The organism is Hymenobacter frigidus, from assembly GCF_014640435.1.
Classification (GTDB): Bacteria; Bacteroidota; Bacteroidia; order Cytophagales; family Hymenobacteraceae; genus Hymenobacter; species Hymenobacter frigidus.
Genome location: NZ_BMGY01000034.1, coordinates 17377 through 41068 on the forward strand (window position 1 = coordinate 17377; position 23692 = coordinate 41068).

16 protein-coding genes and 2 tRNA genes are annotated in these 23692 nt (G+C 59.0%); 12 read left to right on the plus strand and 6 right to left on the minus strand.

The annotated features are described in order from the left end of the window. Nucleotides 1-166 precede the first annotated feature (166 nt). The 3 genes from IEW17_RS15445 to IEW17_RS15455 form a co-directional block, all read right to left on the minus strand. Nucleotides 167-2311, minus strand: a complete 2145-nt coding sequence (locus IEW17_RS15445) for a S9 family peptidase (RefSeq protein ID WP_229749040.1) — start codon at nt 2309-2311, stop codon at nt 167-169. Nucleotides 2312-2452: 141 nt separating this feature from the next. Then, nucleotides 2453-5059, minus strand: coding sequence for an ATP-dependent Clp protease ATP-binding subunit (locus IEW17_RS15450; RefSeq protein ID WP_188562959.1), 2607 nt, complete (start codon nt 5057-5059; stop codon nt 2453-2455). 165 nt (nt 5060-5224) lie between these two features. Further along, nucleotides 5225-5911, minus strand: coding sequence for a WbqC family protein (locus IEW17_RS15455; protein WP_188562960.1), 687 nt, complete (start codon nt 5909-5911; stop codon nt 5225-5227). 343 nt (nt 5912-6254) lie between these two features. Here IEW17_RS15455 and IEW17_RS15460 point away from each other — a divergent pair, with 343 nt between their 5' ends. Both IEW17_RS15460 and IEW17_RS15465 read left to right on the plus strand, forming a co-directional pair. After that, nucleotides 6255-7124, plus strand: a complete 870-nt coding sequence (locus tag IEW17_RS15460; protein ID WP_188562961.1) for a hypothetical protein — start codon at nt 6255-6257, stop codon at nt 7122-7124. Beyond that, nucleotides 7121-8053 carry a lysophospholipid acyltransferase family protein gene (locus IEW17_RS15465; protein WP_229749041.1) on the plus strand — a complete coding sequence of 311 codons (933 nt, stop codon included), beginning with the start codon at nt 7121-7123 and terminating at the stop codon, nt 8051-8053. The genes IEW17_RS15460 and IEW17_RS15465 overlap by 4 nt, the downstream gene beginning before the upstream one ends. A gap of 42 nt (nt 8054-8095) precedes the next feature. On the opposite strand, the gene IEW17_RS15470 is transcribed toward IEW17_RS15465, so the two are convergent. Continuing rightward, nucleotides 8096-8641 carry a hypothetical protein gene (locus tag IEW17_RS15470; RefSeq protein ID WP_188562962.1) on the minus strand — a complete coding sequence of 182 codons (546 nt, stop codon included), beginning with the start codon at nt 8639-8641 and terminating at the stop codon, nt 8096-8098. Nucleotides 8642-8906: 265 nt separating this feature from the next. Here IEW17_RS15470 and IEW17_RS15475 point away from each other — a divergent pair, with 265 nt between their 5' ends. After that, on the plus strand, nt 8907-9614 hold the full coding sequence (locus tag IEW17_RS15475) for a hypothetical protein (RefSeq protein ID WP_229749042.1): 708 nt from the start codon (nt 8907-8909) through the stop codon (nt 9612-9614). 49 nt (nt 9615-9663) lie between these two features. Then, on the plus strand, nt 9664-10308 hold the full coding sequence (locus tag IEW17_RS15480; protein ID WP_188562964.1) for a hypothetical protein: 645 nt from the start codon (nt 9664-9666) through the stop codon (nt 10306-10308). A 162-nt stretch (nt 10309-10470) separates the two neighbouring features. Here IEW17_RS15480 and IEW17_RS15485 read toward each other — a convergent pair whose 3' ends face one another. Beyond that, complete coding sequence (locus IEW17_RS15485) at nt 10471-11103, minus strand: L-threonylcarbamoyladenylate synthase (RefSeq protein WP_188562965.1); 633 nt, start codon at nt 11101-11103, stop codon at nt 10471-10473. A gap of 204 nt (nt 11104-11307) precedes the next feature. On the opposite strand from IEW17_RS15485, the gene mltG reads away from it, so the two are divergent. The 8 genes from mltG to IEW17_RS15525 all read left to right on the plus strand — a co-directional run bounded on the left by mltG (nt 11308) and on the right by IEW17_RS15525 (nt 22193). Further along, complete coding sequence (gene mltG / locus IEW17_RS15490) at nt 11308-12390, plus strand: endolytic transglycosylase MltG (RefSeq protein WP_188562966.1); 1083 nt, start codon at nt 11308-11310, stop codon at nt 12388-12390. A 120-nt stretch (nt 12391-12510) separates the two neighbouring features. After that, entirely contained in the window at nt 12511-13002 is a 492-nt protein-coding gene (locus IEW17_RS15495; protein WP_188562967.1) for an acyl-CoA thioesterase, read from the plus strand. Between the two features lie 147 nt (nt 13003-13149). Further along, the gene (locus IEW17_RS15500) at nt 13150-14130 is read left to right on the plus strand and encodes a YihY/virulence factor BrkB family protein (RefSeq protein ID WP_188562968.1); all 981 of its coding nucleotides are present in this window, start codon (nt 13150-13152) and stop codon (nt 14128-14130) included. Nucleotides 14131-14249: 119 nt separating this feature from the next. Continuing rightward, a tRNA-Ser gene (locus IEW17_RS15505) sits at nt 14250-14336 on the plus strand. 90 nt (nt 14337-14426) lie between these two features. Then, nucleotides 14427-14511, plus strand: a tRNA-Ser gene (locus IEW17_RS15510). Nucleotides 14512-14642: 131 nt separating this feature from the next. After that, nucleotides 14643-15110 (plus strand): hypothetical protein, encoded by a 468-nt coding sequence (locus IEW17_RS15515; protein ID WP_188562969.1) that lies wholly within the window; start codon nt 14643-14645, stop codon nt 15108-15110. Between the two features lie 100 nt (nt 15111-15210). Next, complete coding sequence (locus tag IEW17_RS15520) at nt 15211-16473, plus strand: zinc dependent phospholipase C family protein (protein WP_188562970.1); 1263 nt, start codon at nt 15211-15213, stop codon at nt 16471-16473. Between the two features lie 566 nt (nt 16474-17039). Then, complete coding sequence (locus IEW17_RS15525; RefSeq protein ID WP_188562971.1) at nt 17040-22193, plus strand: choice-of-anchor Z repeating domain-containing protein; 5154 nt, start codon at nt 17040-17042, stop codon at nt 22191-22193. Nucleotides 22194-22288: 95 nt separating this feature from the next. Here the strand turns inward: IEW17_RS15525 and IEW17_RS15530 are convergent, their stop codons facing one another. Beyond that, nucleotides 22289-23677, minus strand: coding sequence for a TolC family protein (locus IEW17_RS15530; RefSeq protein ID WP_188562972.1), 1389 nt, complete (start codon nt 23675-23677; stop codon nt 22289-22291). Nucleotides 23678-23692: the final 15 nt, after the last annotated feature.

Here is a 23692-nt window from a genome sequence, read left to right on the forward strand (position 1 = left end):
TTGGAAACCAAAGGTAGGTTATGGGTAGATTACGGACGTAGGATTAGGAAATACAATCACCTGTCATGCTGAACGCAGTGAAGCACCTTATCGCGTTGGAACAAGTCATCCAAGTGTGATAAGGTGCTTCACTGCGTTCAGCATGACAAATATCTACTTCGACTGCCTACAAATTTTTGCCCAGCAACATTAGCATGAATGCGTACTGCCGTGCCGTGTCATCAATTGACTTGAAGCGACCCGAAGCGCCGCCGTGGCCGGCTACCATATCGGTATGCAGCAGCAGCAGGTTCTTATCCGTTTTCTGAGTGCGTAGCTTGGCTACCCACTTAGCCGGCTCGTAATACTGCACCTGAGAGTCGTGCAATCCGGTGGTGACGAGCAGGTTGGGGTAAGCCTGCGCCTTCACATTGTCGTAGGGCGAGTAGGAGAGCATGTACTTGAAATATTCTTCGTCGGCGGGGTTGCCCCACTGGTCGTACTCGCTGGTAGTGAGCGGGATAGTGGGGTCGGCCATAGTCGTGACAACATCCACAAACGGCACGGCTGCGATGACGCCTTTGTATAATTCGGGGCGCATGTTCAGCACGGCGCCCATGAGTAAGCCGCCGGCGCTGCCGCCCATCGCGAAGAGCTTATCCGAAGCCGTGTAGCGCTGCTGCACTTTGGCACTGCCCACAGTAGCCTCGTGCGGCTTGGTGAGGTACTCGGAGCAGTCAATAAAATCGTTGAAGCTGTTGATTTTGTGCAGCATCCGGCCGTCCTCAAACCACTGCCGGCCCATTTCCTGGCCGCCCCGGATGTTGCACAGCGCGTACACAAACCCACGGTTCAGCAAGCTTAGGCGAGCCGCGCTGAAGGTGGGGTCCTGCGAAAAACCGTAGGAGCCGTAGGCATATTGCAACAGCGGCGCGCTCCCGTCCAGCTTCGTGCCCTTCTTGTACACGATGGACATGGGAATGAACTTGTTATCGCGCGATTTCACGAACACCCGCTCCGTCACGTAGTCAAACTTATTGTAGTTGCCCAGCACGGACTGCTCCTTGAGTAGGGTGCCGACCCGCGTACTCATGTCGTACTCAAAAATGGAGGGCGGCGTGGTGAGCGAGGTGTAATTGTAACGCAGCACCGGCGTGTCCAGCTCCCGATTCACGCCAATGGTGGCCGTGTAAGCCGACTCGTCGAAGGGCAGGTAGTGTTCCTGCTTATCTTTCAGATTCACTACGTGCAGCTGTCGCAGGCCGCCCTTGCGCTCATTGAGCACGAAATACTCCTTGAATAGCTCGAAATTATCGAGAAAGATTTCCGGGTGGCGGGTCAGCGCATCGGTCCAGGTGGCTTTGCCGGTGGTGGCCACGGGCGTAGTCATCAGACGGTAGTTGGGAGCCAGCCAATTGGTCCGGATATAAAACTTATCGGCCAAGTGCTCTACCTGATAGAGGTGGTCCTTCTCGCGGCGCTGAAATACCTTAGGCTGCTCAGTGGGCGCACCAGCCTCTAGGTAGCGGTACTCCGACGACAGCGAACTGGCGAGTTCAATACCAATGTATTTTTTTGATTTTGAACGGTTTACCTGCACGTTAAACGTGTTGTCGTGCTCCTCGTACACCAGTGCATCGCCCTTGGGGTCGGTGCCTAGCGTGTGCCGGTACACCTGATAGGGCAGCAGCGTGGTCACGTTCTTTTTGGTGTAAAACACCGTCTTGTTGTCGGCCGCCCACACCACTTCGCCGCCCGTGTTGGCAATGCACTCCGGAAACAGCTTGCCGGTAGCAATATTTTTGAAGCGCAACGTATAAAGCCGCCGGCTCACGGTGTCCACCGAAAAAGCCAGCAGCTGATTATTATCGCTCACGGCCCAGTCACCAATCTGAAAATATTTCTTCCCAGTGCCCATCTCATCGCCGTTGAGCAACACTTCTTCCGTCCCGATTGCGCTACCCTTCTTGCGGCAGTAAATCGGGTATTCGGAGGCAAACTCAAAGCGCGAATAGTAGTAATAACCGTTGTCGCGGTACGGTTCAGTGGCGTCTTCCTGCTTGATGCGGTTCTTGATTTCGGCGGCCAGCTTCTTCTGCATGGCTTTCGCTCCGCTCATTTGCTGGTCGAAGTACCCATTCTCGTCGTTGAGGTACTTCAGAACGGCCGGTTCGGTGGGCTGGTTTAGCCAATAATAATTGTCGGTGCGCGTGACACCGAAATCGGTGAACACCTTAGGTTTGATTGGGGCCACCGGAGCCGACTGCGCCATGGCGCCGCTGGTGAGAGCCGCGCCGGCCCCAGCAAGGGCCGCTCTTTGCAGAAAATTCATGAAGCGAAGGTTAAAGGGATAATTATTTCAACACTAAGAGTTGAAATCAAGCCGCAAGTTACTAGGTAGATAGCAAAGAAGCCGGTCCCATTTCGGAACCGGCTTCTCATTCAGGATGCACCAGCTAATCGGTGCGCAATCTTACTTTTTTGCGTCAGAGTCGGGCGCTTCCGGCGTTTCGGCCGGCCGCTCGTCGCTGGCTAGTTTCTGGTCTTCACCGCTTTTGCTCACGGCAAAAGTCAGTTCGTCTTTGCCGTCCTCGTAATCGGCTGTGATGACATCGCCCTGCACCACTTGCGCTTTGAGGATTTCCTCCGCAATCGGGTCTTCGATGTACTTCTGAATGGCTCGGTTCAGCGGACGAGCACCGTATTTCGGGTCGTAGCCTTTGTCCGATACAAAGTCCTTGGCCTTTTCGGTCAACTCGACCCGGTAGCCCAAAGACCGCACCCGCGAGAGAAGCTTGGCCAGGCTGATGTCGATGATTTTGTGGATATCCGACTTGTCCAGCGAGTTGAAGACGATAACGTCATCCAAACGGTTGAGGAATTCGGGCGAGAAAGTCTTCTTCAGGGCGTTGGTAATGGTGCCCTTGGTCAACTCGTCCATGTTATCCTGCCGGGCTTTGGTTCCGAAGCCGATGCCAGCGCCAAAGTCCTGCAAGTCCCGCGCCCCGATGTTCGAGGTCATGATGATGATGGTGTTCCGGAAGTCCACCTTACGGCCCAGACCATCGGTCAGGATACCGTCGTCCAGCACTTGCAGCAGCAAGTTGTACACATCGGGGTGAGCTTTTTCAATCTCATCCAGCAGGATTACTGAGTACGGCTTACGACGAATTTTCTCCGTCAGCTGGCCGCCCTCTTCGTAGCCCACGTAGCCGGGAGGCGCGCCCACCAAGCGCGACACGCTGAATTTTTCCATGTACTCCGACATATCGACGCGCACCAGCGCATCTTCCTTGTCGAAGAGGTAGGTAGCGAGCACCTTGGCCAGCTCCGTCTTACCCACGCCCGTCGGGCCGAGGAATACGAACGAACCAATGGGTTTTTTGGGGTCCTTCAAACCAACCCGCGTGCGCTGAATGGCTTTCACGAGCTGCTTGATGGCCTTTTCCTGGCCAATTACCTTGCCTTGCAGCTCCTCATTCATGTTGAGGAGCTTTTGGCTTTCGTTCTGGGCCACGCGCGAAACGGGGATGCCGGTCATCATGGCGATAACCTCGGCCACGTTTTCCTCTTTCACCGTGTAGCGCTTCTTCTTGGTTTCCTCTTCCCAGCTCTTTTTAGCTGTTTCGAGTTGGTCAAGTAATTTCTTCTCGGTGTCGCGGAGCTTGGCGGCTTCCTCGTATTTCTGCGATTTCACCACGCGGTTCTTCTCGCCTTTGATATTCTCAATCTGCTCTTCGAGCGTGAGAATGTCCTCGGGTACCACGATGTTGTTGATGTGCACGCGGGCACCGGCCTCATCGAGAATATCGATGGCTTTATCCGGCAGAAAACGGTCGGACATGTACCGGTCACTCAGCAGCACGCACTGTTCAATGGCCTTATCGGTGTACACCACGTGGTGGTGGTCCTGGTACTTGTCCTTGATGTTGTGCAGGATTTCAATCGTTTCCTCCGGCGTGGTGGGGTCCACCATCACCATCTGAAAACGACGGGCCAAGGCCCCATCTTTCTCGATGTACTGACGGTACTCATCCAGCGTGGTGGCACCGATGCATTGGATTTCGCCGCGGGCCAGGGCCGGCTTGAACATGTTGGAAGCGTCGAGCGAGCCCGAAGCCCCGCCAGCACCCACAATGGTGTGCAGCTCGTCAATGAACAGAATCACGTCGGGCGACTTTTCCAGCTCGTTCATCACGGCCTTCATGCGCTCCTCAAACTGGCCCCGGTACTTGGTACCAGCCACCAGCGAAGCCAGGTCTAGCGTCACCACGCGCTTGTTGAAGAGCACGCGGCTTACTTTCTTTTGGATGATGCGCAGGGCGAGGCCTTCGGCGATGGCCGTTTTGCCCACGCCGGGCTCCCCGATGAGAATGGGGTTGTTCTTTTTGCGGCGGCTCAGAATCTGGGCTACGCGCTCAATCTCCTTTTCGCGGCCCACAATGGGGTCAAGCTTATCTTCCTCGGCCATCTTGGTGAGGTCACGGCCGAAGTTGTCGAGCACCGGGGTGCGCGATTTTTCGCCCGGCTTCTTGGTGGTACCGCCCGCACCGGCACCGCGGCCGGGGGTGCCACCACCGAAGAGTTTATCGTTATCGTCGTCGTCGGTATCAGGCGTGCGGCTTTGCGGAGCAGCACCGGCGTTACCATGATAATCCAGCGAGTCGCGCACAGTTTCGTAGTTCACGTTGAATTTGCTGAGAATTTGGGAAGAAATGTTGTCCTCGTCCCGTAGGATGGACAACAGCAGGTGCTCGGTACCGATGATTTCGGACTTGAAAATCTTGGCCTCCAGGTAGGTGATTTTCAACACCTTCTCGGTCTGCTTGGTGAGCGGAATCGAGCCGGTGATGCTGGTGCCCTGAGTAGCGGTGTTGCGAGTGGCCTGTTCGAGCGAGAATTTAAGCTCGTCGATGGACACGCCCAGCTTGCGTAGCAAGCCCAGGGCGGTGCCTTCGGCTTCGCGAATCATGCCGAGCAACAGGTGTTCGGTCCCGATGTAATCGTGGCCGAGACGGATGGCTTCTTCCCGACTGAGGGAAATAACCTCTTTGACGCGGTTTGAGAATTTAGCTTCCATGCCAATAAACGTAGTAAAAAAATCAAATAGCCCCGCGTCGGGCGAATACACGAATGACGGGTTGTGCCGGTGTCGCTTGAAAACAAGCAAATTCGGGTGAAGGTTCGGGCGATAACAAACCCGGTAAGCACTTAGGTGATACTAACGTCGGCAGAAATGCGCAGGTTACTGCAAAAAGCTGCCGGCAGCCGGACCTTGCGAAAATAATAAGTCCAGTACGCTGAGCCCCGGCTCAAAACCTGGGCCAAATACCTGCGGGTAGGGCCGCACCGAAGACTGCACTGCCGGAGTGTCAGGTTCAGGCGTTTTAGTGGCGATTTTAGGTGTCAGCCAGTCGCGTCGGTCCACCAGCGAATGAGTAGATGAGTGAATGAGTGAATGGATTTCGGTTGTGCCCAGTGGTTGCATGGCCGGATAATGGGCTCGGTATTCGGTGGTGCGGGCAGTGGGTAGTGGCAGGCGAAGGCACTTCAGCAACAAGTGCAGAAACTGTAAGTTCAGGTCGAACAGCAGCGCCGGCTTACTTACGTAAATATCGTGGAAGTAGTCGGCGTAGTATTCAAAGTACGGACTATTGCCGTAGGCAGTTTGCAGGGTGCGCCAATGCCGGTGAATCCAATTCTGGCGGTAGTCAATTTCGATGGCCTCTGCCGTCACTTTTTCGGCCCGGTTGCCGTCGATTACCGGGATGGTGAGGGGCTGCACGCCTTGCGCCGTGCGAATGAGGCAGCGGTTGCGGTAGGTTTGCTTGCGGTAGTGCTCCTGGGCTTCCAGCAGCAGGCCATCGGCCTGGAGCAGCTCGGCGAAGAGGGCGGCCGGTGGGTGGTAGTGAAGTTCGGTGAGAATAATCATTAGGATAGGATGGATACTCGCAATAATCTTTTTTCGTCAATAAGTGTCTGCACAAAATTAAACGAGGTATTAGGGCGTCATGCTGAGCTTGTCGAAGTATCTCTACCGCTTCGTTGAACGACCCTGATGAAGCGGTAGAGATGCTTCGACAAGCTCAGCATGACGTTCTGATTGCACGATTAATTTAGAACAAGCACTTAGATGTTTGCTGCCGCGAATCACATTGACGTATCAATTCAGTGAGGAGGCACAAATATGCTCCTTCCCTTCGCCATTGCCTGGGGCTTCGCCGCAAAGCAGCGCGACAACGGGTGAGCATGGTCCGGCCTTACTTTTGTTTACTATGCGTTTCCTTCTCCTCCTGCTTATTGCCCTGGGCCCGGTAGCGGCTCAGGCGGCCCCGCCCCAGATTCTGCTCGACGTGGCTCGTTTCCGAAACCTGAACAAGGTGGAGAAGGGCGGCGAGGTCGAAATCTACGTCACCGTGCCCACCCAGCCGCTTACCTACCGGCAACGGGCCCCCCGCTCGTTTCAGTCGGCCGCCACGGTCACCCTTGAGATTCTGAAAGCCGACGGCAAATCGGCTTACCGGGAGGTTATCACCCTCAGGCCGCCGGTACTGACTGACACGACCATTGCCATTAAAAACCCGCAGAGTTTTCTGAAGCGCATCATGCTGCCCGATGGCAAATACACGTTGCGTGGTACCGTGCGCGACCAGTACCGGGCTGCCAACGGCGAAACCACCGTGGAAAAACCGTTGGTGGTGGAAGCGCCGGCCGGCGTATTTCTGACTGATGTGGTGCTGCTGTCGCGTCCGGCCGCCCGGAGCGGGGGCGACGACAATTTTTCCCGTGGCGGCTACCGCCTCACCCGCGTGCCCGGTGGCGGCTACAGCCGCGGAGCCGAGAATATTTTCTTTTATACCGAGATGCATAATGCGCCGGCCGGCCAGCCGCTGCGCGTGCACTACCACCTCACCACCCCCGATGGCTCGGCCGCCGATGCCGACGCGACCCTGACGCCCCCGAGCGGCCGGCCGACTACCGTGGTGGGCCAGCTGCCCTTGGGGCCGTTGCCCGATGGGCCGTTCACGCTGTTTATTGAGGTATATGGTGGGCCGGGCAATAACAAGCTGCTGGCCGGGCACAGGGTCATTGGCGAGCGCAGCACCGCCGAATACGCGCCGGCCGGGGCCGCCGTGCCGCGATGAGCACGGCCCGCACCACCAAGTTGCCGGGCGCCAAACGCCCTTATGCCTGGTACTACGAGCCCCTGCGGTGGGGGATGTTGGGCCTGTCGCGCCTGCCCTTGCCGGTGCTGTATGGGCTGAGCGAAGGAATATACTTCCTGCTGGCCTACGTGGTGCGCTACCGCTGGCGGGTGGTGCAGCAAAACCTGAGCAAGTCTTTCCCGGAAATGAGCCCGGCTGAAGTAAGGCAAACCGGCAAAGCCTTCTACCGGCACTTTGCGCAGGTAGTAGTTGAGATTTTGAAAATGGCGACCATGAGCCCGGCTGAGCTGGCCCCGCGCATGCGCTTCACTAATCCTGAGCTGATGAGCCGGCCGTTTGCCGAGCAGCGGCTGGTGCTCTCCCTGGGCTCGCACATGGGCAACTGGGAATGGCTGCTGAACGGCGCGGCCCTGGAGTTTCCGGGCCGGGCGGCGGGCGTGTACAAGCCGCTGAATAATGCATTTTTCGAGTACTTCATGCGCCGGCTGCGCACCCGCTTGGGGGCCGATGCCGTGCCCATGCCGGCCACGCTGCGCTACCTGGTGGCGCGCAGATACGACGGCTGTACCCTCAGCCTGCTCACCGACCAGGCCGCGGGCCCCGAGGACCGACCTTACTGGACGACGTTTCTGAACCAGGACACCAGCTTTTATTCCAGCGCCGACCGGTTGGTCACGCAGTTCAATTGCGTCGTGCTTTATATTGGCCTGCGGCGGGTGCGGCGCGGGTACTACGAAGTAACCTTCACCGAACTGCCCGACAGCCGGATGGCAGCCAGTGCCCCACATGGCACCTTCCCCATTGCGGAAGCCTTTGCCCGCCAGTTGGAGAAAGACATGCGGGCCTCGCCCGAGCAGTACTTGTGGACGCACCGGCGCTGGAAGCATCAGCGCAGCCTGGGCGAATAGGAGCGGGGCTGGCGGGGCGGTCGGTAAGGAATAAGTCTTCGCTCACGAAATCAGGCCCAAAAAGTGCGACATTGTGTGTAGCTCGTATTCTTCCAAGGCCACGTCAAACACTTCGGCCACGGCCGCATAGTCTTGCCGCTGCAAGCCAAAGAGCAGCAGCCATTTCAATAGTTCAACGCGCCGGCCGGCTGTATACTGCGCGGCTGCTGCGTGCAGGAGCGCGGGCATGAGAATGCCGGCCGTGGCCAACAGCTGCCGGGCAACCAGGTACTCCAGCAGGTTTTCGTGGCTGAAGCGCACGTACACCGTCAGTTCCTCGAAGGCATTCAGGCCCCGCTCTTCGAGCAGAATGCTGTCGGCGAGCAGGGCGGCGTAGGCGGCGGGCAGGGCTGCGGTCGTGACCAGGCCCAAAAAACGCTTCAGGGTGCTGGGTGAGAGGCACTCGCCGGTGCGGCGCAGCACGTCGGCGGCCAGGGCCTCGGCTTCGCGCGGGTAGGTGAGCGCAGTGCCAAAAGTGTCGGCGACCCGCTGCCGCAAGTGGGCGCGCAGCAGGCTGTGGGTGGGATTCAACGGGTAGATGTTGGACAAATACGGACAAAGACCTCTGATGTCGTTTGGGCTAAAACGACCAAAAAAGTGGTTGGGGCATAAGGTGGCCGATTTTGGACGAATGCCGCATGCGGCGCGGGGAACTGGCCAAAGCCCGGTATTGCGGACCGTTCAAAAAGGCCGTGGTAACTGAACTAATTGAACTTTGGTGGGGGACCAGTTGGGCAGGTAGGTTTGGGGCATTGTTTCACACCTATCAACTGCAAGTCCCATGCTGTCCCGTTCCCATTTTCCATTCCGCCGCTTGCTTCTGGGAGTTGCGTTCACGGTTGTCATCGCCGCCTGTGGCGGGGCTGAGAAAGCCGAAATACCCGCTCCTCCTGCGTCCCTGAGCTTAACGGGCGAGGCTGCCGTAGCGGGCGAGTTGGCCGACTACCTGGCCATTGTGCCCGGCTCATACCAGGTAACGGTTTTGCCGAACGACTTGGGCTCGACAGGCGGCTACAAGTTGACGGCCAAAGTAAAAGTCCGGTTTACGAAGCCAAAGAACCTGGCTTCCAGCGACGATAACAGCTGCTGCGGCCCCGAGCTGGTGGCTCGTCTGCTCGATGCCAACGGTGCCCCGGTCACGGGCTTTGAGCGCCTCACCGACAATATCCGCCGCACAGAGCTGGCTGGCATGATGAAGCGCGGCACTGGCGAGGAATGGCTGACCTTTTCCATGCAGGATTCCTTTTTTGATAAGGAAACGGCCAACGAACAAGCTGCGCAATGGCTGAAGGCCTTGCAGCAGGCCCATAAAATCGGGCTTGTGTCCAGTGTCAGCGTGGCCGATGCGGCTGAAAAAGCAGAAATCTCCGCTACTGATGCGGCCGCGGTGATGGCCCAGGCAAATGCCGCCATTGCGGCGGCATCCGGCGAGACTACCGCCGCCAGCGCGACCTGGAGGACAAACGTGCCGCCGGCGGCGGCATCGTCGTCAATGCCGGGGGTATGGCTGCCGCTCCGGTAGCCGCCAGTCCTGCTGCCGATGACCTGATGGAGAAGCTCAAGAAGCTCAAATGATGCTGGATAATGAGCTACTAACCCAGGCCGAGTACGACGAGCGCCGGAATGCCATCTTGGCTTCTCTTCTAAGCAGTCGCGCACAAGTAACCGTAGTCAATCAAAAAGAACGTCATTCCGAGCTTGCCGAGGAATCTTGCCGGAGTCATCCGCGCCGCCCACTGGCGCGAGCGAGATTCCTCGGCAAGCTCGGAATGACGTTCTTCTTTATCCGGTTACTTGTGCGTGGGCACTTAAGAGGACTTTCCACCGATTATTTCACGCAGTGTACTACTGCCGCAGACACGACCCTGCTGCTGCGCGCCGAAGCACTATTACGCCAGGCTCGCACGCAGTTTCCGGATTCGGTGCTGAATCACGATAACCTGAATTTGTCCGAGAATTTTGGCTCGCGCCCATCGTTGGCTCTCCTAGGCAAAGAATTGTACCGCCTGATATCCGCCGCCAATGGTACAGCGCTGGTTATCGTGGACCATTCGTGCGGCGCCGCCGATTTGGGCGGCAATACCATCAGCACCAAACTGGAAATCAGCCCGGTGGGCGGGAGGGGCAACACCAATACCTATAAACGTCATCCGGCACCAGCCCGGAAAAAAAAGGTGGCTGCTCCGCTTCAATCGTGCCCGGCCGCAGAGCGGTAAGAAATAGTGGCGTTCAATTACCCCGAATAGTAAAAGACAAGCCCCGATACCTGCGCAGGTATCGGGGCTTGTCTTTTACTATTCGGGGCTAGTCGCTGAGACAGGATGGATTGACGCCGCTTGATGTGTGGAATGTCATGCCTCCTCGCAATAATAAACGCCTTACAAATACTGCTCGATGTCGCCGGCACCCTGGCGGATGAGCTCGAAGTCGTCGTTGGTGCAGTCGATAATGGTGCTGGGCACGTTGTTGCCGAAACCGCCGTCGATAACGAGGTCGACCAACATGCGGTATTTCTCGAAAATCAGGTCCGGGTCGGTCACGTATTCGTCGATGGTGTTTTCATCCTCGCGCACCGAGGTGCTCACGATGGGATTGCCCAACTCCTTCACCAATTGCAGGATAATCTGATTGTCGGGCACCCGGATGCCGACGGTCTTGCGCTTGGTACCGCCGAAGCGTGGAGCGTTGCTGCTAGCCTCAAAAATGAAGGTAAACGGGCCAGGCAGGGCTTTCTTGATGACTTTGTACGTTTCCGTGGTGATGCCGTGGGCATAGTCGGAAATATGTGACAAGTCGTGGCAGATGAAGCTTAGGTTGGCCTTTTCGGGGAAAAGCTTTTTGATGCGACACACCCTTTCTACGGCTTTGGCATTGGTTACGTCGCAGCCGATGCCGTACACGGTATCAGTAGGGTAAATGATGACTCCACCCTTGCGCAATACGTCGACAGCTTGCTGAATGCGGGCGTGGGGTGGGTTTTCGGGGTGAATGCGAAGAAGGGTGGCGGGCATATAAGGAGCTGGGGGATGATATAACAATGATGGGCAACGGCCGGCGGCCACCGGCAGGCCACCGCCTCAAGCTGGCGGCCGGCCCAAAGATGCGGGCAAGGTACTACGCCCAGCCGAAACGGAACAACTAGGACGCAACTTAGCCACGGGGTTGCGGCCGTTCGTACTTTTGATGCTGCCGTCCCGATATTCTCCCCATTCCCCATGTCCCAACCCGCCAAACTGTCGGTCATTGAACGCCGCGACCAAGCCCTGAAACGCCGCAGGCGCTGGGCCACCGTGAGCGTCGTTTTCACGCTCGCGCTGGTCTGCTTTTCCTATTATTTCTATCAGGTATTCTTCACCGCTAACATCGAAACCAAGGGCAAGCCCACCTACGTGGTGGTGCACCGCGGCGACGACTGGCAGGCGGCCCTGAAGACCATCGACGCTACCGGCGCGGTAGTCGATAAGCTCTCGCTGCACTTCGTGGCCAAGCTCATGAAGTATCCGGCTCACGTGAAGCCCGGCCGCTACGAGCTCAAGGAAGGCTATACCAACCGCCAGCTGGTCAACGTGCTCAAGGCCGGGCTGCAGTCGCCGCTCAAGCTCACGTTTACCAACGTGCGCCTGCGCCGCGAGCTGGCCGATAAACTCTCGAACCAGATTGACGCCCGCCCCAGCCAAATCGACTCGCTGCTGAGCAGCCCCAGCTACACCCGCAGCCTGGGTTTCGACACCACTACGGTGCTCAGCATGTTCATCCCGAACACCTATGAGCTGTACTGGAATACCTCCGCCGACAACCTGATGAAGCGGATGAAGAAGGAGTACGAGAAGTTTTGGACTCCGGCCCGCGACGCCCAGCGCGAGAAACTCAACCTCACCCGCGTCCAGGTGAGCACCCTGGCCAGCATTGTGGAGGCCGAGCAGCAGCAGCACGCCGACGAGCGGCCCCGCATCGCGGGTGTCTACCTCAACCGCCTCAAGCGCGGCATGAAGCTGCAGGCCGACCCCACCGTGGTCTACGCCAACCGCGACTTTACCATCAAGCGCGTCCTCAACGTGCACCTGCAGAAGGATTCCCCTTACAACACCTATAAATACGCCGGCCTGCCGCCCGGCCCCATCAACCTGCCCAGCATCGCCAGCATCGACGCGGTGCTGAAGCCGGAAAGCAACAACTACCTGTATTTCTGCGCCAAGGAGGATTTCAGCGGCTACCACGCCTTTGCCCCCAACGAGCGGGAACATATTATGAATGCGCGACGCTACCAGGCCGCGCTGAACCGGGCGGGCATCAAGTAACTTAACAGAACGTCATGTCGAGCGCAGCCGAGATATCTCGCGTGCTACAGTAATCCGGTTGATGCAACGATTCCAGCGAGATGTCTCGGCTGCGCTCGACATGACGTTTCAGCTATCAATATGTACACCTCCGACATTCAAATCCGCGTGCGCTACGCCGAAACCGACCAGATGGGCTACGTCTATCACGGCAACTACGCGGCGTATTTTGAGGTAGCCCGCACCGAGGCATTCCGCAAGCTGGGCATCAGCTACAAGGAGCTGGAGGCTGATGGCGTGGGCATGCCGGTAGGGGAGCTCCGCACCCGTTTCCGCCGCCCGGCCCGCTACGACGACCTACTGACCGTGCGCCTGCTGCTGCGCCAACCGCCCGAGGGCGCCCGCGTACTGTTTGAGTACGAGATTTATAACGAAGCCGGCCAGTTGCTCACCGAAGGCCACACGCTCATGGTGTTTGTGGCTACCAGTACCGGCCGGCCCGTGCCCATGCCCACCAACATTCAGGAGCGGCTGCTGCCGTATTTTAGTGAAGATGAATTTGATAGCCCCGTGCTACCCACGCCCGGGGCTATACCGCCGGATGCGCCTGCGCCGGCGGCGTTTAGCAAGTAACGATACTTGATAATAGAACGTCATGCCGAGCGGAGCCGAGGCATCTCGCTCGCATCGTCCTCACGATTGGATTACTACCCCACGCGAGATACCTCGGCTGCGCTCGGCACGACGTTCTATTCCGTATTTTACTGCCAATCAAAAAAAATGAAAACGCCCGCCCTTCGTCGTGCCCGCTTCCCCGATGTGCGCCAGCAACGGCCCTATCGGCAGATGATTGTGGGCCTGAAGCGGCTGCGGCTGCCCGGCGGCCAGGCCTCGCTCTACGATGTGCTCGACCGCATTCTGCACGAACTACGCCTCGATAGTCTGGAGAAGCGCGCCGCCTACATGGCCTTCAACCTCACGGTGGCCCTATTCCCGACCATCATTTTCCTGTTCACGCTTATTCCGTACATCCCCGTACCGAATCTGAACGTGGACATTCTGCAGTTTCTGGCCGATTTTATGCCGCGCGAGCTATACGCGGCCACAGCTTCCACCATTGAGGATATCGTGAACATCCCGCACGGCGGCTTGCTGTCCTTCGGTTTCGGTACGGCCTTGGTCCTCAGCTCCAATGGCATCATGGCCTTGCTCGATGCCTTCGAGAAGAAGTACCCGTGGTTTAAGCATCGCAGCTACCTGCGCAAGCGCATGATTGCCACCGCTCTTACATTCGTGCTCTCGCTGATTTTGGTGCTGGCCATCGCCGGCATTTTCTTCGGTACTTACCTGATTGATGGGTTGGTGTTTTATGAAATCGTGCCCGAGCGATTCACCGGCCTGGTGCTGACGCTCGTCCGCTACGGCTCGCTGGTGGGGCTATTTCTGAGCACTACGTGCGTGATTTATTACTTCGTGCCGCCCGTGCACGACAAATGGCCGTTGGTATCGGCGGGAGCCATTGTGGCCACGCTGCTCATCTTCCTGGTGTCGTTTCTGTTCACGCTCTACGTGCGCATTTTTGATTCCTACAACACGTTTTACGGCTCTATCGGGGCGCTGGTGGGCTTTATGGTCTGGCTCGAGTTCGTGTGCATGACCCTAATCATCGGCTTCGAGGTGAACGTGAGCATGGACGCCGTCACCGGTCGTCGCCGCCTGATGATGCAGGAAATGCTTCGCGCAGAGAAGAATGAGAAATAAAAATGAGGAATTGATTGTGAATGCGATAGCAGAAAAATTGCGAAAAATTCTTCATTCATCGTTTTTCATTCCCTGTTTCTCGCTACTTTTGCACTCCCCAATCACTCGGGGAGCCTGTTAGAGAGGTGGCAGAGTGGTCGAATGCGACGGTTTCGAAAACCGTTATACCGGCAACGGTATCGGGGGTTCGAATCCCCCCTTCTCTACGCTTGTTTAGGTATGAGCTAAAAATTATGAGTTGTGAGTTGTTTCTTCTTCAACTCACAACTCATAATTTTTAGCTCATAACTGGTTCCAGAGAGCTGGCAGAGTGGTCGATTGCGGCGGTCTTGAAAACCGCTGACTGTAACAGGTCCGGGGGTTCGAATCCCTCGCTCTCTACTAAAACCCCCATTTCCGGCCTGGAAATGGGGGTTTTGTTTTTGTGGCGAAAAATTAAGGAACCGTACCAAGAAGGCCTGGAATGGCGATAAGCCCATACTTTTACAGCAGCCTTCTCAAACGTCCCTTTTATGAGCGAAACCATTCCCAGCATCTTCGACAAAGCCCGGATGGGGTTGTGGACCAGTTTGCAAAAGCACCTGGCCACGGTGTACGCCGCCGAATCGGCCTTTGTGGGAGCAGTAGCATTTGCCGAAGGGACTTTCCCGTTTGCCGCTTCGGCGGCCAGCGCCGACCAATTGCAGGAGTACGGACAGCACCGTCGCGCCCTGCGGGATTTGTTCACCGACGAAACCACGCAGCTCGACACGCTCACCAAGGCTATTCGGGTTAAAGGATACGCGGAGGACGAGAAGAAACAGCTGTACCTGCTACTGCTCGGGTACATGGATATTGCCGCCTCCGTCTTTGAGCGGCTGCTGACCCAAGTGCCAACTCCGCTGCCTAAAGATGAAGAACTGGAGGAAGCAACAGCCAAATTTGCTCGCGTGCAGAAGTTTGCCCGGCTGAACATCAAAGGCATTGCGGGGCTGCTTTAAGCCGGTGAAAGTGGCTAGCGGGCAGGCCGGGTGCCCGGGCGCAACGGTGAAGACACGTTTGCCGTTGCAAACAGCCAAAGCTGTGCTTATTCCTTATTCTATGCTACGCTTTCGTTCCTTTTTGCTGGTGGTGCTATTGGCACTGGCGGCCCGTCCGGCCGCTGCCTATTCGGTACTCACTCACCAAGCTAACATTGATTCGACTTGGGAGCGCTGCCTGGTGCCGGCCATTCAGCAGCGCTACCCCGGCACCACGCCCGAGCAGCTCATCGACGCCAAGGCCTATGCCTACGGTGGGGCCATTGTCCAGGATATGGGCTACTATCCATTTGGTTCTAAGTTGTTTACTAACCTGACACACTATGTGCGGTCGGGTGATTTTGTGCGTAACCTCATTCGGCAGGCGCAGGACCGCAACGACTACGCTTTTGCCCTGGGCGCCCTGGCTCACTATGCAGCAGACCTCAGTGGCCACCCCGAGGGCACCAACCGGGCCATGGCATCAGTGTACCCGGAGCTGCGGGCCAAGTTTGGCGATATTATTACCTACCACCAAGCCCCCAAGGAGCACACCCAGCTCGAATTTGCGTTCGATGTGGTGCAGCTGGCCAGCGGCAAGTACCACACCCAGGATTACCACCAGAAAATCGGGTTTCAGGTGAGCAAGGCGGTGCTGGAGCGCGCCTTTCTGCAAACCTATGGCCTGGAGTTGGGCCAGGTTATCGTGAACGTGGACCTGAGCATTGCCAGCTTCCGCTTCGCGGTGAGCCAGCTGATTCCGACGGCGGCCCGCTCGGCCTGGCACTACAAGCGCAAGGATATTCAGAAGCTGAGCCCCGGCGCGCGCCGCCGCGATTACCTGCAGCGCAACAGCCCCCGGCAGTTCCGCAAAGAGTACGGCAATGAGTATGAGAAGCCCGGCTTCGGGGCCCGCATCATCTCGTATTTCATTCGGGTGCTGCCCAAAATTGGGCCACTCAAGCCGTTCGCCTTCAAGCTGCCCACGCCCGAGGCGCAGCAGTTCTTCCGGAGCAGCTTTCGCACGGTGATAACGAACTATTGCGCCGACGTAGCCCGCCAGCCCGCCGATACCGCCGCCGCGCCCCTGGCTCTGGCCAATGAGGACTTCGATACCGGCCACCCTACCCGGGCGGGCGAGTACCCGCTGGCCGACGAAACCTACGGCGAATGGGTGCGCAAGCTGGCCGCTCAAAAGTTTGAGAACCTCAACCCGATTGCGCGGCAGAATATTCTGACCTTTTATGGTACCCAACCCAAAAATTCGGCCTCGGCCGAAGAGTTAGAGCGGAATAAACCCAAGGAAACCCAGGAAGCTCTGGACCAACTGCGGGCGCTGAAGTAGCGTGGTAGCCGGTGAGGAAGTGAAACTTTTAGAGGGTACCACAGCCGGACTTTTTATTCTTATGGCCAGAAACGCTTATCTTGTAGCGTGATTTTCGGGGGGTAATGCTTATTTCGGGGTGCTATTGCAAGAAATAATGTTTGTATTACCTCTAAAATCTTTTAGTGGTAGTTACTGCGGGGATATCTCATTCCAGCTCTGTCTTTTTTTCTCACTCTAACATTTGGTGTATGCTAAAAAATTACAAGAGAGGACAGCCGTTCCGCTGGGTACGGCTGTTGACTTTGGTGACGTTGTTTCTGCCCCTAGTGGGGCGCGGGCAGGGCGTAGCTCCCACGCCTGTAAGCATCACGGCCGCTGGGGCAGGGCCTTCCGAGAATTTTTCCACGCTGGCTTCTACGTCAACTTCTGGCGTCGTGCCGGCTGGTTTCGGTTTTGCTGAAGCAGGAACAGGCAGCAATAGCGTGTACACTGCGGGTCCGGGCAGTGGCGCCGGCGGCGATACGTACAGTTTTGGAGCTACTGGCTCTATAGAGCGAGCCTTCGGGGGGCTGCAAAGCGGGACGTTGACACCCACGATTGGGGCGGCGTACACCAACAACACGGGGACGGTCATCACCAGTATGACCATCACTTACACCGGCGAACAATGGCGGCTGGGCGCCACCGGCCGCGTCGACCGGCTGGATTTTCAGTACAGCACCACGGCCACCACGCTGGGGGCAGCGACCGGATACGTCGATGTTAATGGGCTGGATTTCACTGCACCGATTAGCACGGGCACCGCTGGGTCTTTAGATGGCAACGTAGCGGCCAACCGCACCGTGGGCATCACCGGCACTATCACTGGCCTGGCCCTGGCCAATGGCGGCACAATATATATTCGGTGGAGTGACTTCAATCCCACCGGAGCCGATGACGGCCTGGCCATAGACGACTACAGCGTGAGCTTCACCACGCAGGCCCCGGCGGCACCCACGCTGGCCGTGAGCCAGGCTGGCACCGGCTACGCCAACAATGGTACTGCGTTCGACTTTGGTACCCAGACGGTGACTACCAGCAGCGCGCCAGTTGCTTTTACGCTCACCAACAGCGGCCCCGACCCGCTCACTATCAGCACCATTGCTGCCACCGGCGATTATGCCGTGAGCGGCGCAACTCCCGGTACGGTAGCGGCTGGCGGCACTGCCACGGTGAGCGTCGTATTCACCCCAACGGTGGCCGGCACCCGTGCCGGCACCCTGGTTATAACCTCGAACGCCACCACCGGAACCACCTACACCGTGAACCTAACCGGAACGGGTATTGGTGCCACGCCCAATCCGGAAATTAACGTGCAGCAGGCGGGCACCACATTCCTCACGGGCAGCACGTATTCCGCATTCGCCAACACGGCCGTGGGCGCATCGGGCGCGGCCCTGACCTTCACCATTCAGAATACCAGCAGCACCGATGCCCTCAATATCAGCAGCGTGGCAACAACGGGTGATTTTGCGGTTTCGGGCCTGACCACGCCCGCCACCGTACCCGCCAATGGCTCGGTGACGGTGAACGTGGTGTTTTCGCCCACGGCTACGGGCACCCGCTCGGGTACGCTCGTCATCAACAACAACGACCAGGATGAAGCTATTTATACCATCAACCTGCAAGGGGAGGGGGTGAATCCGGTTCCGGTCATCAGTACGCTGGCACCCGCATCGGCCACGGCCGGCGCCCCCGGGTTCACGCTCACCGTGAATGGCAGTGGCTTTGTGTCGGGCGCGGTGGTGAGCTTCAACGGCACGAACCGGGTTACCACATTTGTGTCGGCCGCGCAGCTCACGGCGGCCGTTCTGGCAGCCGATGTGGCTACGGCGGGCCCTTACAACGTCATCGTCACCAACCCGGCACCGGGCGGCGGGGCCTCGGCGGCGGCCGTGTTCACGGTGAACCCGCCCCCGGTACCCACACTCACCAGCATCAACCCCAGCTCCATCGTGGCTGGGCAGGCCACTACGGTCACTTTCACCGGCACTGGTTTTGTGAGCGGTGCCACGGTGAGCTTCAACGGTAATACGCTGGCTACCACGTTCGTCAACAGCACCACCCTCACGGCCAGCATTACGCCGCCGGCGCAGTCGGCCACCGCCACCTACCCGGTTTCGGTGACTACGCCCGGGGGCACCAGTGGGCCTCAGACCCTGACGGCTACTGGCGTATTTGTGCTCACGCCTGTTAGCATTGCCGCCGTCAACACGCCCGCTACGCAGGATTTCAACAGCCTTGCCGCTACGGGCACAGCACCCAAAACGACTTTGCCCCCCGGTATTGACTTTTCAGAAGCCGGTGGAGATGCCAATTATACGGCGGGCACTGGCTCGGCGACTTCGGGCGACACGTACAGCTTTGGAGCAACCAGTAATACCGAACGAGCGTTGGGCACTCTGCTCAGCGGTTCGATAACGTCCACGATTGGTGCCCAATACAGCAACAACACCGGCCAGACCATCACCAGCCTGGCCATCAGCTACACCGGCGAACAATGGCGGCTGGGCACCACCGGCCGCGTCGACCAACTGGACTTTCAGTACAGCACCGCCTCTGGGGTCACCCTGAGCACCGGCATTTATTCGGACGTGAACGCGCTGGACTTTGTGGCCCCCGTAACCTCGGGCACGGTGGGAGCCCTCAATGGCAACGTAGTGCCCAACCGCACGGCCGTTTCGGGTACCATTACTGGCCTTTCGATTCCGGTTGGGGCCACGTTTTTCATCCGGTGGAACGACCTCAACGCCACAGGGGCTGACGATGGCCTAGCCGTGGATGACCTGTCGCTAACGGCCAACCCGGCAGTGGCCTGTAACGCCCCCACGGCCCTGGCCGCCAGCGGCGTGACCAGCAACGCGGCTATGGTGAGCTTCACGGGCAGCGCCTCAGCGGTAAATGGCTACACTGTAACTACTGTGCCGGTTACGACTACCCAGACCCTGGGGGCAGCCGCTACGTCGGTGAGCTTCACGGGCCTGACGCCCGGCACGGCTTACACGGTAAACATCGTGAGCAACTGCGCGGCTGGAGCTACTTCAAGTGCCGCCAGCATTGGCTTCATAACTCTCGCGGCGGCTCCGGCCCTGACCGTGACCCAGGGCACTACGCCCATTGCCAACGGGGCCAACCCCAGCTATAGCTTCGGCAACCAGACGACCGGTACTAAGCAATCAGCCACATTTACGCTAACCAATAATGGCCTCGACCCGCTCACCATCAGCGGTATCAGCGCCACCAACCCGGCAACGTTCACCTTCAATACCTTGCCATTGCCCGCCACGGTGGCGGCCAACGGCGGTACTGTTTTGCTCACGGTTATCTACAACGTGGGCACCGGCCCGGAAACCGGCACTATTGGCATCACGAGCGACGCGGCCAACGGCAACGCTAGCTTCCAGCTCAACCTGAGCGGTACGGGCGTGCCGGTTGCCGCCAATCCGCTGATTGCGGTGACCCAGGCTGGGACTGCCATTCCAAACGGCGGTACGTACAGCGGTTTTTCCAGCCCGGTATCCACCGCTTCGAGCTCGGTTACGTTCACTATTTCAAATCCCAGCACCACCGATGCGCTTAGCCTCGGCACGTTTGTTCTCACGGGGCCATTCTTCCTGAGTGGTACGCAGCCCGCTACTGTAGCCCCCGGCGGCACGGCTGATTTCGGTCTCACGTTCCTGCCCTCGGCCGTCGGAACCTCCACGGGCAGCATTAGCATTCCGAACAACAGCCAGGCTAATAACCCTTACATCATCAACCTGAGCGGCCAGGGTACGCCTGCTGATTTGGTGGTGGGCACCGCCCAGAATGTGAGCGGTACCTATAACAACGTGACGGTGACCAGCGCCGGCATCGCCACCCTCACGGGCGTTCTCACCGTCAACGGTACGCTCACGGTGGCCGGGGTGCTCAGCGGCAATTGCCAGAGCGTGACCACCAACGTCAAAGCGGTGAACGGCCCCGGCAGCTTCATACTGCAAGCTGGCGGCCGCCTCGATATCTGCGATGCGGCGGGCATTACGGCTAGCGGAGCTACCGGCCTGATTCAGGTGGCCGGCACCCGCAGCTACAGTCCCGATGCCACCTACGCTTACCTCGGCGGACTTGCGCAGGTGACGGGCAGCGGCCTGCCCAGCCAGGTGCGTGCCGTGGTGGTGAATAATGCCAATGGGCTGACGCTGAGCCAAGCCGCAGCGGTAGCCCAAACCCTGACCCTGACCGCTGGCAACCTAACCACCGCTGGCAACAGCCTCACGCTGCTGTCGTCCGCGGCGGGTACGGCCGTGGTGGTCAATACCGGCGGCGTGGTAGTGGGCACCGCCACCGTGCAGCGCTACATCAGCAGCACCAACGCCATTGGCTACCGACATTATTCGGCCCCGGTGAGCAATACCACGGTGAACGACCTGAATACGACGGGCTTCACACCCACCTTCAACCCGACGTATAACACCAGTGCCACGCCCAGCCTCGTCACGCCGTTCCCCACGGTGTTTGGCTACGACCAGAACCGGGTGGGGACGGTGACTTCTACCTGCGGTCCATTCAATAAAGGCTGGTTTTCGCCCGCCGCCGGCGATGCCATGGCGGTGAACCGGGGCTACACCGTGAACGCACCCAACAGCGCGCTGGTCGACTTTGTGGGCACGCTCAACAACGGCACTCAGAACTCGGGTGCTTTGGCTTACTCCGGCACGGATGGCGGCTGGCAGTTCCTGGGCAACCCGTACCCGGCCCCGCTGAACTGGAACACCGTGACGCCGGCCCAGCGCCCCGGCATGGACGCTGCCATGTACGTGTTTCAGAGTAGCGGCCAGTACGGCGGCAGCTACCGCACCTTCGCCAACGGCATCGGGGAGTCGTCGTTGGTGCCCACGGCCGCTGGCTACTTCGTGCGGGTGGCGGCAGTTGGTGCTAATGGCTCAGTGAACCTGACCAATGCCAACCGCGTCATCACCTTCGACCCGGAGCCCATCTTTGGCCGTGGCACGGCCGATGCCCGCCCGCAGCTGCAATTGCAGCTACGCGGCACCGCCGCCGGCCGGGATGAAACCTACGTGTACTTCGAAGCCGGAGCCACGGCGGGCCGCGATGTGGAATACGACGCCACAAAGCTGGCCAACCCCAGCGGCCTCAACGTAGCCTCGCTGGCCGCCAGCCAGGAAATGGCCATCAACGGCTTGCCGGTGCTGGGCAACAGCGTCGTGCTGGTTCCGCTGGCCGTGACCGTGCCGCAGGCTGGCACCTACACCCTAGAGGCGGCCAACGTGGCCAATTTCACCGGCACCGTCACGTTGATTGATGCCCTGACCAGTACCCGCACGGTGCTCACCACGGGCAGCACGTACGCTTTCACCCTGGGTGCAACCACGGCTCCGGGCCGTTTCACCCTGGAGTTCCGCGCCGCCGGTGTGCTGGCCAGCAGCGCCGCCCAGGCCCTGGCTGCCCAGGTTCAGTTGTTCCCAAACCCCACTTCGGGTTTGTTCCGGGTGCAGCTGCCGCTGCTGAGCAGCAAGTCGGCCGTAGCGGCTACGCTCTCCAACTCGCTGGGCCAAACGGTGCAGACCCGCACGCTGCGGGCCCCGGCCGGCCAGGGCATCGATGCCATGTTTGATGTGCGTGACCTCGCGGCGGGCGTGTATACCCTGCGCCTGAACGTGGACGGAACCCCCGTAGTGCGCAAAGTGGTAGTGGAGTAGCCAGTGCACCCCGCTAACTAAAAGAGGCCGGCCCCGGTGGGGTCGGTCTCTTTTGCGTTTCTATACTGCCTGTGTTGCGGCCGGGTCAGCCCTTGCTACCCCCGCACCAATCCGCCGCTCAAACGGCGCAGGGCTATTTCGGCTTGTTTGGCCGAGTAGCGGATATCCAGCAGGCGGGTTTCGGCGGCCAGCTCGTTGCGCTGGGCCTCGCGGAGGGCCAGGGGCGTGAGCAGGCCGAGGCGATAGCGCTCCAGGGCAATGTCCACGTTCTGGCGGGCCAGCTGGATGTTGGTTTCTTCAAGGTCGAGTAGCTGCAGGAAATTCTGGTACTGGGCAAAAGCCGTGGCGGCATCGGCATCGAGTTGCAAGGTCGTTTGGTCGAGGCTGAGCTGGCTTTGCTCTTCCACCACGCGGGCGTTTTGCTCAAGGCGGCGCAGGTTGAAGCCGTCGAAAATGGGCACTGAGGCCGTAATTCCGTAGTTCAGACCCTGCACCTGGTTGGTGCTGGTGGTGAGGACGGTGCCCGCGAAAGCAGCGTTGTTAATGTTGCGGTTGAGGCCGTAGCCCGACACGATGCCTACCTGCGGAAAGCGTGCGGCCCGGGCAAGCTTGCGGTTGTACGTGGCCACATCGGCACCCAGCCGGGCCTGGGCCAGGCGCGGGTTGTTAGCCTTGATACCGGCCGTCATCACATCCTCACGCAAGTCGCGCGTTACTACTAAGCTGTCAGAAGGCGCAAAGTCGAGGCGTGGCGTCCGGCCGAGGAGATTGTTCAGCGTGATTTTGGCGGCTGTCAGCGCCTGTTGCTGTTGCAGCAGCAGGCTGCGGTCGGCGTTGTAGTCCACGCGGGCCGTGAGGACTTCGACCTTGGCGCTCACGCCCACTTCAACCTGCGCCTGGGTGAGGTCGATGCGGGCCTGTCCGATTTTGAGGGCTGCTTCCAGCGAGGTGATTTTGCCGGCCTGGCGCACCACGTCGTAGTAGGCGTTGGTCACGTTTTCCACGGTTTCTTCCACCGTGGCGCGGGTTATTTGCTGTTGCTGCTGGCGCAGAGTCTTCAGCCGGTCGTAGGCGATGAACATGCCGAAGCCGTCGAAAATCGTCCAGCCCAGCGTCACATTCGTGTTGAAGATGTTGGACGTGGCCCCGTTGATAACGCGCGGGTCGTTGCCGCCAAAGCGCTGGTTGATGTTGTTGTTATTGAACGTCCGGGTGAGATTGCCGGTGAGGGATGGTAGCTGGCCGGCGTTACCGCGGGTCACGTTGTTGCCCGCAATCTGCTCATCGCGGCGCGAAAGCAGGATGCCGTAGTTGTGTTGCAACGCCGTGGCAATGGCCTCCTGCAAGGAAAGTGGCGGCGCGGCGGGCACCGTGGCCGGTTTAGTCAGCTGTTGCCTGGTGAGCTGCTGCGGCCGCGCCGGAGCACGCTGACCCGGGCTGAGGAGCGGTAACAGAAGGAGGAAGAGAAAGAAAAACGATTTCATGCGAATGGGTCAGAA